8 protein-coding genes are annotated in these 13,918 nt (G+C 40.2%); 5 read left to right on the top strand and 3 right to left on the bottom strand.

Annotation, left to right across the window (positions count from 1 at the left end; all coding sequences use genetic code 11):
* Positions 1–38: 38 nt before the first annotated feature.
* On the top strand, positions 39–2,438 hold the full coding sequence (locus BM390_RS07025; RefSeq protein ID WP_089853752.1) for a sensor domain-containing protein: 2,400 nt from the start codon (positions 39–41) through the stop codon (positions 2,436–2,438).
* A gap of 107 nt (positions 2,439–2,545) precedes the next feature.
* Here BM390_RS07025 and BM390_RS07020 read toward each other — a convergent pair whose 3' ends face one another.
* The 3 genes from BM390_RS07020 to BM390_RS15805 form a co-directional block, all read right to left on the bottom strand.
* Positions 2,546–4,849, bottom strand: coding sequence for a glycoside hydrolase family 65 protein (locus BM390_RS07020; RefSeq protein ID WP_089853749.1), 2,304 nt, complete (start codon positions 4,847–4,849; stop codon positions 2,546–2,548).
* 48 nt (positions 4,850–4,897) lie between these two features.
* Positions 4,898–5,545 (bottom strand): beta-phosphoglucomutase, encoded by a 648-nt coding sequence (gene pgmB, locus BM390_RS07015; protein ID WP_089853746.1) that lies wholly within the window; start codon positions 5,543–5,545, stop codon positions 4,898–4,900.
* A gap of 563 nt (positions 5,546–6,108) precedes the next feature.
* The gene (locus tag BM390_RS15805) at positions 6,109–9,405 is read right to left on the bottom strand and encodes a glycosyl hydrolase 53 family protein (protein ID WP_177220659.1); all 3,297 of its coding nucleotides are present in this window, start codon (positions 9,403–9,405) and stop codon (positions 6,109–6,111) included.
* Between the two features lie 282 nt (positions 9,406–9,687).
* On the opposite strand from BM390_RS15805, the gene BM390_RS07005 reads away from it, so the two are divergent.
* The 4 genes from BM390_RS07005 to BM390_RS06990 are packed head-to-tail and all read left to right on the top strand — an operon-like array spanning position 9,688 to position 13,888.
* Positions 9,688–10,590 carry a MurR/RpiR family transcriptional regulator gene (locus tag BM390_RS07005; protein WP_089853743.1) on the top strand — a complete coding sequence of 301 codons (903 nt, stop codon included), beginning with the start codon at positions 9,688–9,690 and terminating at the stop codon, positions 10,588–10,590.
* Positions 10,535–11,440: an N-acetylmuramic acid 6-phosphate etherase gene (murQ, locus tag BM390_RS07000; protein ID WP_062322748.1), complete on the top strand. Its 906-nt coding sequence runs from the start codon at positions 10,535–10,537 to the stop codon at positions 11,438–11,440. The genes BM390_RS07005 and murQ overlap by 56 nt, the downstream gene beginning before the upstream one ends.
* Before the next feature lie 2 nt (positions 11,441–11,442).
* Positions 11,443–12,867 (top strand): PTS transporter subunit EIIC, encoded by a 1,425-nt coding sequence (locus BM390_RS06995; RefSeq protein ID WP_062322746.1) that lies wholly within the window; start codon positions 11,443–11,445, stop codon positions 12,865–12,867.
* Positions 12,860–13,888 (top strand): MupG family TIM beta-alpha barrel fold protein, encoded by a 1,029-nt coding sequence (locus tag BM390_RS06990; protein WP_062322744.1) that lies wholly within the window; start codon positions 12,860–12,862, stop codon positions 13,886–13,888. Before BM390_RS06995 ends, BM390_RS06990 begins: the two co-directional genes overlap by 8 nt.
* Positions 13,889–13,918: the final 30 nt, after the last annotated feature.

Below are 13,918 nucleotides of genomic sequence, written 5' to 3'. Positions count from 1 at the left end.
TCTAATAGCTAGTCCAAGGAAAGAAGGTGGACCAACAGATGGCTCCAATTATTCAGTCCCAAGATGGTTGCGAAGAAAATCTTTATTATACGTTATTTGAACAACATCATTTACCGGTATTAATTATTCGGCCAGTTGATGGTCAAATTATAGAGGCGAATCAAACAGCCTGTCAGTTTTATCAGTACGAAAAAGAGACATTAAAACGCATGACTATTTTTGATATTAACACACTACCGATGGCGTCGGTTAAACAAAAGATAGCTGAGGCGAAGCGGAAAAAGGAGCGGTATTTTCAGTTCCGCCACCGGCTAAAAGACGGTCGCATTCGTGAAGTAAAGGTGAACAGCATTCCAGTGACATTTAGAGGGAAAACATTATTATTTTCACTTGTAACCGACGTCACTGATCTGTTAGAGAATAATAGTTATTTCAACGTGTTGTTTGAACAATCGCCTTATGCCATTATGGTGATGGACCAGGAATATCGGGTGAAAAAAGTGAACCAACACTTTGAAGCTTTATTTGGTTATAAGCATGAAGAGACAATCGGCCGCACGCCAGAACAATTAATATATCCGAAAGGCTATACCGATCTGTTTGAATCGAATAAAGAGAAGATAAATGAAGGTATGGTTATTACTCAAAATAATATTCGCCAAACAAAAAGTGGTCAGGCCATTCACGTTCAGCTGGTCGCTATGCCGGTGTATGTGGATAACGTATTACTCGCGACGTGTGCGATTTATATTGATAAGCGAAAAGAAATAGAATTAAAAACATATAATCAGATGTTGGCTTCGGTGTTAGAGAATACGAACCAAGGGGTTGTCATTACCAATTTAAACGGTGATATAGAATGGATCAATGACGCTTATACGACAATTACGGGTTACACAGAAAAAGACGTGCTAGGGGAAAATCCACGTATTTTACAGTCGGGAAAGCACACGGCTGATTTTTATGAAAAGATGTGGGAAGACATTTTGACACACGGTTCTTGGACAGGTGAGATTTGGAATCGGCGAAAAAGTGGCGAGATATTTCCTGAGTTTCTAAAGATTTTTTCTATTAAAGATGAAGCAGATAATCTCGCTCGTTTTGTCGGGATCTTTATTGATAACACTGAGATGAAAGCACATGAACGAGCGATTGATGTACTTGAGACAAAGGATAAGTTAACCAACCTCTATAACCGTTCGTTCATCACTCGTTACATTGATCAGTGGTTAATTGGACAAGAGCATCAGTTTGTCACTTTATTGTATATCGATATCGACCGCTTTAAAACCATTAATGACAATTTGGGTCATGCGGTTGGGGATGATTTGTTGATTCAGTTTGCGGACACATTGCGTCGCACCTTTACATCATCGCTAATCTCTCGTGTGAGCGGGGATGAATTCGTTGTAGTGATGTTAGAGGAAGACCACAATCAAGTCGATGAGCGACTTGAAGACTTCTTTAAATACCTCGATGTACCGTTTGACTTAGAAGGCTACCAACTTCTTGTTACGTGTAGTGTTGGTGTGGCGATTTATCCTACTGATGGGGCCAGTTCGAATGCCTTATTAATGCACGCGGATATTGCCATGTTTGAAGCTAAAAAGCATGAAGGGAATACCTTTGTCCACTACAATAAAACGCTCGCGACAGAGATGAACCGGATCTTCGAGGTGAAAACAGCACTCCAGCAAGCGGATTTTGACCGAGATTTTACGCTTCATTATCAACCAGTTGTCGATGTGAAAACGGATCAGGTTGTTGGAGCAGAGGCCCTTCTTCGTTTTGAAAATGACACGCTTGGTCGTGTGTCACCAGGTGAGTTTATTCCAATCGCAGAAGATTATGGTCTAATTTTGCCCATTGGTGAGTGGGTGCTTAAACAAGCATGTTCAACGATGCGCGAGGTTGTAGAGATGACGGAAGGGATGTTTAAAATGGCGGTGAATGTGTCGATCCAGCAACTAGAAAATAGTCACTTTCCTTTAGTCTTAAAAACGATATTAGAGGAGACAGCTTTTCCGAAAGATCATCTTATATTAGAAGTAACAGAGGAAACATCTGTCAGTCATTCTGCGCGAGTGAAAGAAACGATCAATCAGATTGAAGCATTAGGTGTTGGTGTGTCGATTGATGATTTTGGTACAGGGTATTCATCACTTGAAAAATTACATAAGTTAAAAGTCAATCAACTAAAAATTGATCAATCTTTTATCCGTGACTTAGATCAAACAAAAGCCATCGTTCATGCAATTTTAGCTATGGGAAAGAGTTTAGGTTTATCGGTTGTCGCAGAAGGAGTCGAAACGAAGGAGCAACGTGATTTCTTAAAGGCAACCACGTGTGATTATGTTCAAGGTTATTACTTTAGCCGGCCCATCCCATTTAAAGACTTTCAGGCGTATGTCATACAGAAACAATCGTCTAACAAGTAGGTAAGAATTATTTCTAGTAAAAGAGGATTACACAGCTGACAACATAAAATGAAACAAGCCGTAAGACGTCGTAGGGGTGACGTCTTACGGCTTAATGTTTAAGGTTTTTACTTTGTTTTGACGGATACGGTTTCGTTTCCACCCACATGAACGGTTTCATCGAAAATTTTTACAGCAGTGTCGACAGCTGTTTCATTTGTGACCTCAATGTGTTGTTGGGTTACATGAATGTTCAGACGTGCCCCTCTAAAGACAATCTTGAATGAGAAACTGTCCCACTTGCCAGGAATAAATGGTCGTAAGTGTAAGTCGTGATCGATAACTTTCATACCACCAAAGCCTTGGACAACAGACATCCACGTGCCGGCCATGCTCGTAATGTGACAGCCATCTTCTGTATCATTGTTGTAGTTATCTAAATCAAGACGGGCGGTACGTAAGTACATGTCATACGCTTTATCTTGATAACCAAGTTGACAAGCCAAGATTGAGTGGACACATGGTGAGAGTGATGACTCATGAACAGTCATTGGCTCATAGAAGTCAAAGTTGCGTTTAATTGTGTCAAGGTCATATTCATGATTTAAGAAATGCATGCCTTGTAAAACATCCGCCTGTTTAATGAAACATGAGCGTAAAATTCGGTCCCATGACCAGTTTTGGTTAAGAGGTAAATGCTTAGAATCTAAGTCTTCTACCTTCATAATCTCTTTATCTAAGAAATTATCCGCTTGTAAGAAGACGCCTAAGTTCTCGTCAACGGGGTAGTACATCTTATCAATGATATCTTCCCATTTAGTTGTTTCTTCAGGTTGAAGATGTAGTTTCTCTACCCATTGTTGATAAAGACTTGGATCGGTTTCTTTTAAGTCACGGAGTGACTGTAACGTATAGTCAAGTGTCCAGCTGGCGATGCGGTTCGTGTACCAGTTGTTGTTGACGTTGTTATCATATTCGTTAGGCCCCGTCACACCGTGCATCATATAGACGTCTTTACGTGGGACGTAGTGAACGCGTTCTTCCCAGAAACGAGAAATTTCAACGAGGACTTCAATCCCTAATTCTCCGATATAGTCTTTGTCACCGGTGTAGTTGACATAGTCATAAATCGCATAAGCAATCGCTCCGTTACGGTGAATTTCTTCAAAGGTGATTTCCCATTCGTTATGGCTTTCTTCACCATTCATTGTGACCATTGGGTAGAGTGCACCTTTAGTGAAGCCGAGTTTTTGTGCGTTTTCTTTCGCTTTTTCTAAATGATTGTGACGATACACGAGTAAGTTGCGGGAAATATTTTGGTCCGCTGTCGCAAGATAGAATGGTAAGCAGTATGCTTCGGTGTCCCAGTAAGTACTGCCGCCGTATTTTTCACCCGTAAAGCCTTTTGGCCCGATGTTCAAGCGCGCATCTTCGCCAGTATATGTTTGGTTCATATGGAAGATGTTAAAACGAATCCCTTGTTGGGCACTGACGTCACCTTCGATGACGATATCACTATCCTGCCATTTTTTATCCCAAGCGTCTTTTTGTGCGGACTTTAATGCGCCAAATCCAATACTTACAGCGTCGGTTAGTTTGGCTGTCGCTACAGCTTCTAGGACGTCATGAGCATGATCGCGGTTTGTAACATTGGCTGCGTATTTATAAATAGCTGTCGTTTTCCCTTGTTTAAGCGGCGCGTGGAAGACAACGTCGGCATATTTTTCGCGCGTAGATGCAGTCGTGGGTTCAATGTTTACGCCGTCGGTATCGACAAAGGTTTGCATCTTTGATGTGTAATAGAAATCAAGTTTTTTTGTTTTTACTGTGACAAGGGCTTTATTGTCAGTGGCTGTTTGGTTCACCTCGGCCCAAAACTTTTCATCATAATTAGCGTCACTATTAATGATGTCGCCGTCTAAGAAAGAGGTAATCTCTATCTCGCCGTCAAAGTTAACGGGTGTCACTTTATATTCAATCGCACCGATTTCCTTCATTGTAATACTGACAAATCGTGTCGCTTCTACCGTTACGATATCGCCATTTTCAAGTGTCGCGGTGAAGGCTCGGTATAAAAAGCCTTCTTTCATATTAAGTTCACGTTTAAACTCAGACACTTTAGCAGTATTTAAATTAAGGATAATCCCATTGATGACAAGCTTTAATCCAATCCAGTTCGTCGCATTCAAGACTTTAGCAAAGTACTCAGGGTAGCCATTTTTCCACCAACCGACACGGGTTTTATCTGGGTAGTAGACACCTGCCATGTAGCTGCCTTGGAGTGAAGCACCTGTGTAGGTTTCTTCAAAGTTCGCGCGCTGACCCATATGGCCATTACCGATACTGAAAATACTTTCTGAGATTTCATGTTTCGTTTGATCAAAGCCTTCTTCGATAATAGACCAAGGATGTTCTTTTAAATACGGTTTCATAATAAATTCCTCCTACTCTGTGATCGCTTTCATTATTTGCATTAAGGATTAATGAGCGAGACGGTCTAACGTCATCTCTGATAAGTCACTCACGTAATCATCGGCCCCGGTTAACACCTCGGGATCGCCCACACCAATAACATACATACCGGCATTTTTACCAGCCTCAATCCCAGCTTGGGCATCTTCAAACACGACACACGCCTCTGGGGCAACGCCGAGCAACTCGGCTCCTTTTAAAAAGACTTCAGGGTCTGGTTTAGCTTTTTCAATCACATTGCCATCAACAATCGCATCAAATGCATCATACAGCCCAATTTGGTTCAAAATAATCGGCGCATTTTTACTTGCTGAACCTAAAGCGAAGCTAATACCGGCTGCTTTTAAAGCGGTGAGAAACGCTGTTACACCAGGTAAAATCTCTGTTTCATCCATTTGTTTAATTGCTTTAACGTACTGGTCATTTTTTTTAGCAGCTAGTTGTTGTTTTTCATCTTCGGGTAACGCTAACCCTCCGACTTCTAGTAAAATATTTAACGAATCCATTCGACTGACGCCTTTTAAACGTTCGTTGTCTTGTTCAGTGAATTCAAAACCTAATTCACTTGCGAGTGCACGCCAAGCAATATAATGATGTTTAGCGGTATCAACAATAACACCGTCTAAATCAAATAGCACAGCTTTAGGCATTCCCATATGTGATTCCTCCTCAAGATTAATCTCTATGTTTATCATACAACATGAGATAATTAAATGAAAGCGATTTCGCATAAAAAGTTTATAAAAAAATAAAAGAGTAAGCGATTTACTACGCTAAAATACAAGGACAATATGTTTTTTGCTGAATTAGAGGGGGAGAATCACTGATGAAATATCATGCAATCGGTTTCCTTATTGAGAGGCGTTTGCTAATGAGTAACAGAATAGGGATACCAATGTAAAAAGTAGGAGGGATGTGATAGGATGAAGCGATAAGACAATATTTTTGAAAAATTGGAGGAATAAGACATGAAAAAATGATGCATGTCTTTATCGTATTAGGGCGAGAAGACACCTTCCTCAAACATTCGTTAGAATGTTAGGTGGGGGTAGTTCAAGATACGGTTGTCTATCCCGATGTCTTAGAAGAGATAGAGTAAAACAGGATAAAAGACATGTAAGGAAAAGATCAACACTTTAACAAGCCGCATAAATACCCCTAATCGAGTCGATTAGGGGTATATGTTTGTCCTTAATTATTTACAGTTGTAGTTTTTTCCTTAATTTGATGCTTTTCTTTGGTAAGAATACATGATGAATGAACTTACACAAATGAATAGTAAACCAAGTAGAATAAGGTTAAATGTTACAGTTGAAGTATTTGGTAACTGTTCACCGCTTGTATTCTCTGAATCATCTGGTGTTTCATTATCTGATGGGTCAGTCGTTGCTTCTTGATTCGATGCGTTGTCGTTATTTACATCGTTATCAATTACCGTGTCATCTTGATTCGTGTCATTATCAGTGTTTGTCTCGTTATCTGTTGGTCGTTCAGGTGTTGATGCCACTTCTGCGACTGTGTAAAGACTAAAGTGGGTTAACATTACTGTCACGGTTTGATTTGCTACATTGAAGGATGTAGGTTTAATTGTTTCTAAAACGTCACCTGACTCAGATAAGTATTGAATCACAAGGTCATCCCAATTAGCCACAGGTTCGGTCACGGTAAAGGTTACTTCAATAGGTTCTTGGAACGTGATCGGACCGGAAAGATTCGTTAAATTGAAACGATAAACAGGACTTTTTGTCTGTAGTGAGAGATCATTCACTTGTTCCACACGAAGTGACACATCGCTGTCACTGACGAGATTTTCATATGGTATAAGCAGTGATAGATTTGGTTGTTGAATGAAGACAGGCCGGTCTAACGCTTGTGTCACGGATTCAGTAAAAGTAATAACTGGTTTTGATGAGTTAATTACAAAGTAATCATCGGTCTCAGTCATGTTTGATGCGTCATCAATCGCTAACGTATCTTCAGGTGTATCTGTGTCTGATTCATCATTCGTGTCATCATCTTCATCTACCTCTGAATCATCATCTGTGACAGGGTCATCGCCTCCTTCTTCCTCATCTTCTATGTCAGAATCATCAGGTGTCTCGTTATTGTCTGGGTTTTCAGGTGTAGGATCACTCGGTAAATCACCTGTCCGGATTAGACTGAAATCATCTAACGTACCCCATGCCCCGCTGTTTGCGGTGATATGTGCGCCAATAATTAAAGTATCACCTGTTACTACAATATGTTCAATCGTCGTATATTGCCAGTTCGCCCAACCATTGACCGTTGTTTCTTGAACATATCTTGTATCTGATTCTGCAAACAACAGTAACGCCCCATCAGTATGGTCACCACCCTGGTTGTACATCGACAACTGATAGATTCCAGGTTCAAGTGAGTCAATCTCTTGGCTTAAAACAAAATCAATCGGTTCATCTGACCAGTAATGCGTATGGAATTGACCGGTATGTGAATCACCTTGGCCTTCTTTAATCGAGGCTTGATTTGTTACTTTGTTAAAGGTGAATTGCCAAGCGTCACTAACTTGTTCAAAGCTTGGGTCAACGACAAAGTTTTGGGCAAGAACTTTGATTGTTAGGGTGACATCATCACCTTTTTCAGTTGTACCTGTTGTTTTGTAAGTCCCAGGAGAAAGATTCGTATCAACAAGGGCATCAAATGTTGCGCCAACTTGTTCTTCAGAACCGTCACTATAACGATAAGTGACGTCTTCTGGATAGAGAATCGTTTCACCGACATGAACGGTTATCTCTGGTACGTCAATCGTTTCAAGAACGACCGGTGCAATGGTACCGGTTTTGACATAATTAAAAATATTAGCTGTTGGTAGTGGGTTCCCATCAAAATCAAACCATGCTTGGTTATCGATGGCACTACCCCCGTACCATACACCAGCATCTTCTGGGTCATATTCACTTGCATAACTAGAAGCCCAACCAGAGCCGTATGTTTCCCAAATGTCTTTATTTTGTTCGACATCTTCTTTAGGGCCAACAGGTAACCAGGCTGGTTCCCAGTAGAAGACACCTAAGCCGTGCTCACCGACATTGACAACGGCTTCAATCGCATCTCTTATCGCATTTGCTTGACCTTGAACCGTATACGGATAAGGTGGATTGTTTTCTGTTCCTTTAATCGTATTTTCATGGCCATCACCATCCTCTGGTGTATAGGCATAACTTGTTTCCACCATTAAGACGTCTTTGTCATATGTGTCAGCAACGTGTGACAAAGTATCAGTCAAGTTTTCAAGTGAGCCGTGCCAGAATGAATAATAACTTGAAGCGAAAATATCGTAATCAATATTCGCCTCGTCTAGTCGTTTGGCATAACCAGGATAAGTGCCTTTTTCAGGGTTAGTAAAGTGTAAGGCGATATCAATGGAAGGATCGACCGCTCTAACCGCTTGTGTACCGGCATCAAATAGCGCCAGCATATTCGTCCAACCGGATTCACCAGCCATACCATTATTCGTTTCATTTCCGACTTGTACCATACCGACATCGACCCCATGATCGATTAATGTCGTTAAAGTCGAGGTTGTAAAGTCATCAATCGCGACTTGTTTTTCTTCTAATGAAAAATCTGCCCAAGCTTTAGGTGCCATTTGTTTCGCGGGATCGGCCCAAAAGTCGGAGTAGTGGAAGTTGACAAGGACTTTCATGCCAGCTTCTGTCGCGCGTTTTCCAATGGTGAGGGCTTTATCCACATCATTATTCCCGCCGCCATAACCAAAACCTTCGGCGTTGTATGGGTCGTTCCAAATTTTTACGCGGACATAGTTCACGCCTTTGTCCTTAAGTGTAGTAAAAATATCTGTCTCGTCGCCTTGATCGTTATAAAACTTAACACCACTATTTTCTAAAGCAATAATAGAGCTGATATCGACACCATTAATGAAATCATCGGTTAGTCCATCAACCTTTTCAACATGGATATCAGCTTCTACCGGCGTTGTCGTATTGTCATCTTGACGCACCAATTCAACGTTATCAAGATAGCCCCATCCACCAGGTGGTACCTCAACGGTCAAAGTGATGGTCATCTCTTGGTCGTTTTCCAGTGAGAAGTTAAATTCAGACGTTTCCCAGTTTCCCCAACCGGTTGTCATAAAGACATCTGATTGTAATGCGTTTGCTTCAAGTCTCACGTGACCTGCCACAGACTCACTTCCCCCCATTGATTGTACAGAGAGGGTGTAGTTGCCAGCGGAAACATTCGCGATCGTCTGGGAAACCGTGATGGTTTCCGTGTTTGAATTTGTATCATCGTTAAAATAGTTTAAATGATAGCTCCCAGATTGTACGTCTTGGGTACTGTGGGTTAAGGTAGCTAAATCCCAATTGGATGAGTCTATGTCCCAGTCTTCAAAAGGATCTGTTTCAAACCCATTGTTGTTGAGTAAGTGTGTTGCTTGAGCTGGTTCAATAGGGATGATCAGTTGAATCAGTAAGACAAAACTAATGAACAAAAGTAATTGACGGTATGTCTTCATTTATGCCACTCCTTCTAATGTAATGTAACTCTATTATAAAAGCGCTTACACGCCTTCGTATAGATAATATAGTTCTCAAAAATCTTCAGATTATTAAATCACAGTAGATAAACATTCATGTTGTTGAAATAGGGGGGGACTTATTCAATACAATATGTGTCATGATTTGTCGATGAAAGAGCGTGTTTTTCATCAAGTTCTGGTACAATGTTTCATAAAGTAAGCGTTTTATTGACACAAAGTTTTAGAGTGATAAGATGTGAATTAAAGGAGCGCTCCTCAATGGAAATTATTACGATTCGGTTGAAAACATACCGAGAAGAAGCAACAACAACAGAACAGGCCATTATTGACTTTGTACTTGCTCATCCGCAAGACGTTAGCCGTATGACAATTTATGCATTAAGTGAAGCGACGTTTACGTCGCCATCTTCCATTATCAGGTTATGTAAGCGATTAGGTTTTTCAGGATTTAAAGGATTTAGTAAGGCACTTTTATATGAATTAGCAGTAAGAGATAGTTATAAAGCAAAAGAAATCAGTGATGTTGAAAGAACCGATGCGCTTAGTGATGTGATTCATAAAGTGACGCATAAAAATATGCTTTCGTTGGAAGAAACTGGAGACTTACTTGATGAGTCGATCGTCGACCGTTGTCTTGATTTGATGATGAAAGCGGACCGACTTGTCTTATTTGGGATTGGGGCTTCGTTAATTGTCGCAAAAGATGCCCAGTTAAAATTCACTCGTATCAATAAAATGGCGTATGTGAATGAAGATTGGCATACACAACTGTTGATGGCCAAAAATATGAATCCACGTGATTTAGCTATTGTTATTTCTTATTCAGGTCAAACAGACGAGATGGTGACATGTTTGGATGAAGTGAAGAGAAATGGTGCGAGAGCCATTTCAATCACGAAATTTGGTCATTCCCCAATCGCTGACAAATCAGATTTACAACTTTATGTTGCAGCAAATGAATACAGTTTTAGAAGCGGGGCGATGTCGTCTCGGATTGCTCAACTCAATTTAGTCGATATTCTATACACGGCCTATGTCAACAAAGAGTATGAACAATCACTGGAAATATTAGAGAAAACACAAATTAGAAAGGGGACAAATGAGGATGGATTTAACCAAATTAACAACAGAGAAAAGAAATCCCCGTACGATGAAACTTGATGCGTTATCTTTCCGAGAGATTTTAACCATTATGAATGAAGAAGATCAGTTAGTACCTCAAGCCATTCAATCAGTGATTCCATTGATCGAACAAGGGATTAACATCATTGTCGAGCGATTTAACCGTGGAGGCCGTCTTATCTACATGGGGGCAGGTACAAGTGGACGCTTAGGCGTATTGGATGCGGCAGAATGCCCACCAACGTTTGGTACAGACCCAGGTATGGTCATCGGATTAATCGCTGGTGGAAAAGAAGCCTTTACAGAAGCGATTGAAGGGGCAGAAGATTCAGAGCAACTTGGTCAAGACGACTTGATTCAGTTGCAGCTTACTGAAAATGATGTGGTTGTTGGTCTAGCTGCAAGCGGACGCACGCCTTATGTGATTGGTGGGCTGCGTTACGCCAATGAAACGGGTGCCTATACGATGGCGATTAGTTGTAATAAAGGGAGCGCGATTGGAAAGGAAGCCAAGTTACCGATTGAAGCCGAGGCAGGACCAGAAGTACTCACAGGCTCGACCCGTCTTAAGGCAGGAACAACACAAAAACTTATCTTAAATATGTTGTCGACCGTATCCATGATTGGTATGGGAAAAGTGTATGAAAATTTAATGGTTGATGTGAAGCGGAGTAATGAAAAATTAGAACGCCGCGCATTAAACATTATTAAAGAAGCAACAGGGGTGAATGATGAGGTAGCTAAAACGGCATTAAAAGAAAGTCACGGACAAGTTAAAGTGGCGATTACAATGATTCTACTCAATGTTGATCAATCATCAGCTGTCAAAGCTTTATCAGAAGCAAACGGTCATATTAGACAAACGTTACCAAAAATAAAGGAGCGATAATAATGGCAACTAAAAATGAACAACTTATTGAAAAGATTGTAAATGCTGTTGGTGGAAAAGGTAATATCTCTTCTGCTACTAATTGTATGACGCGTTTACGTATGCGAATCCGCAATGATCAAGAGATTGATCATGAACAATTAAAAGATATTGACGGTGTATTAGGAGTAGTTAAAGCAGAAACCCTTCAAGTTGTTGTTGGTCCAGGAACGGCGAAAAAATTAGCGGATCTATTGATTAGTCAATATAACATACCGGCTGACCAATCAGCTGAAAATAACTGGGAAGAAAATAAACAAGCAGTGAAAAATAAACAAAAACAGTCGAAATTAAAAGGAGCACTTGAAACTATTGCCGGTATTTTTATTCCAATGATTCCAGCTATTATAGCGGCGGGGATTTTCCAAGGATTCAGTAGTTTACTCGGTACACTGATCTCAGAAGGAGCTATCGCTGGTCAGTTCTTTGAAGCTCTTCGTCTTATTTTCGCCTTAATCGGTACAAGTTTCTTAGGTTATTTCGCAATTTATACAGGTGTCAATGCAGCCAAACGATTTGGGGCTACTGAAGCTCTTGGTGGTATGGTTGGAGCCATGTCTATTGCTGGGCCTATCGTAGATTTATCGACATTATTTGGATTATATGATGCAGAACAGCCACTTAACTCTATTTTAACAACAGGTAAGGGAGGTATTATTGGCGTCATCTTTGGTGTCTACTTGTTAGCTGTTATCGAGCGAAATGTACGTAAGCGTGTTCCTGATGTTCTAGATTTAATTGTAACTCCTCTCGTAACACTTTTTACAACGGCATTGTTATTAATTTTTGTTGTTATGCCTGTGTCAGGTTTTGTATCGGATTGGTTAGTGGATGCACTCAGTCTCATTATCGGTTCTGAGAATGCTGTTGTGAGTGTGATTTCTGGGTATGTGTTAGCGGCTGTATTCTTACCGATGGTATTACTCGGTTTACACCACGGCTTAATTCCTATCTATGCGATTCAATTGGAAGCGCTTGGTGGTGTGTCGCTTTTCCCTGTATTAGCTATGGCCGGGGCTGGTCAAGTAGGTGCTGCGATTGCGATTTACTTGATTGCGAATAAAGTAGGGAACAAGCGGTTAAAACAAGTGATTACTGGTGCTTTACCAGCGGGTATTCTCGGCATTGGTGAACCACTGATTTACGGTGTCACACTTCCGTTAGGTAAACCTTTTATTACAGCTGGATTAGGTGCTGGATTTGGCGGGGCGTACGTGATGATGACAAATGTGATGGCTAACGCTTGGGGACCATCTGGTGTAGTGGCTATTCCTTTAATGCACCCAGATAAAATGATTCACTTTGCGATTGGTATTTTAATTTCTTACATTGCTGGATTCATTATTACTTATATGTTCATTAAACAAAAGGATATTCAAAATGCCTAAACGTTTAGGATTCTCCGTCTATGTTAGTCATTTTAATGAACAAAAATCATTTTTAGATACTATATCAGGTGAAGACGTTTTTGTCTTCACCTCTCTCCATATGAGTGAAGAAGTGTCAGCGACATATAAAAATGAGATTATGTCAATGTGTTCTTGGTTAAAATTAAGAGGATTTAAAGTGATCGGTGATGTTTCTCCGTCGTCTCTATCAACATTTAACGTTTCTTCACTTGAGGAATTACAAAAACTTTTACAGATTGATTACTTTAGGTTAGATGATGGCTTTAGCAAAGATGATGTTGCCACATTAACACTTGATTTTGTCTTTAATGCGTCTACGGAAATAGCGATAGCTAATCAGTTTAGCGAACCTATCCTTATGCATAATTTTTATCCGAGACCTGAAACGGGATTAGACCGCGAACAGTTTCAAGAAAAGAATAAAAAGCTAAAGAAGCAAGGAGCTAAATTGCTCGCCTTTATTCCAGGAGAATATAAGCGTGGCCCTCTTTATTTAGGTTTACCAACCTTAGAAGAACATCGTTTACTCCCAAGTTATATAAGTTACTTAGATCTCGTTAAGAAAGAGATGTTAGATTATGTATTTGTAGGAGATTTAAAACTTGATTGGAAACAGTATCAATTGATTCAAGCCTTTGAGAATACAGGTAAGATTGCTATTCCTGTTCACTTAGAGAATGAAGAACTGTATAATCAATCGTTTACTATTCGCACAGATTCTCCAAAACAGTTGTTGCGATTAAAGGAATCAAGACAATATGCAAAAGCAGGACCGACTATTGAACCAACAGAAGCTAAAGATAGATCGCGCGGAACAATTACAATGGATAATAAGCGGTACTTACGTTATTCTGGAGAAATTCAAATAACCAAAGCAGATTTTGAAAAAGATGATCGGGTGAATGTCGTTGGTCATATTGATGCGCCATATCTTCCGTTACTTGATATTATTGAAAATGGAGATATTATTACACTCATTCCAAGTGAAGATATAGGATAGAACAGTCATATAAAAACATCCTTCTAGATT

The sequence above is a fragment of the Halolactibacillus miurensis genome, from assembly GCF_900116255.1.
In the GTDB taxonomy this organism is placed as follows: Bacteria; Bacillota; Bacilli; order Bacillales; family Amphibacillaceae; genus Halolactibacillus; species Halolactibacillus miurensis.
This window is presented reverse-complemented; position numbering and strand designations above follow the sequence as displayed.

Bases quoted from the DNA above. Each gene is read 5' to 3' on its own strand.
- murQ (WP_062322748.1), top strand. From the start codon at position 10,535: ATGGATTTAACCAAATTAACAACAGAGAAAAGAAATCCCCGTACGATG.
- BM390_RS06990 (WP_062322744.1), top strand. From the start codon at position 12,860: ATGCCTAAACGTTTAGGATTCTCCGTCTATGTTAGTCATTTTAATGAA.
- pgmB (WP_089853746.1), bottom strand. From the start codon at position 5,545: ATGGGAATGCCTAAAGCTGTGCTATTTGATTTAGACGGTGTTATTGTT.
- BM390_RS15805 (WP_177220659.1), bottom strand. From the start codon at position 9,405: ATGAAGACATACCGTCAATTACTTTTGTTCATTAGTTTTGTCTTACTG.
- BM390_RS06995 (WP_062322746.1), top strand. From the start codon at position 11,443: ATGGCAACTAAAAATGAACAACTTATTGAAAAGATTGTAAATGCTGTT.
- BM390_RS07005 (WP_089853743.1), top strand. From the start codon at position 9,688: ATGGAAATTATTACGATTCGGTTGAAAACATACCGAGAAGAAGCAACA.
- BM390_RS07020 (WP_089853749.1), bottom strand. From the start codon at position 4,849: ATGAAACCGTATTTAAAAGAACATCCTTGGTCTATTATCGAAGAAGGC.
- BM390_RS07025 (WP_089853752.1), top strand. From the start codon at position 39: ATGGCTCCAATTATTCAGTCCCAAGATGGTTGCGAAGAAAATCTTTAT.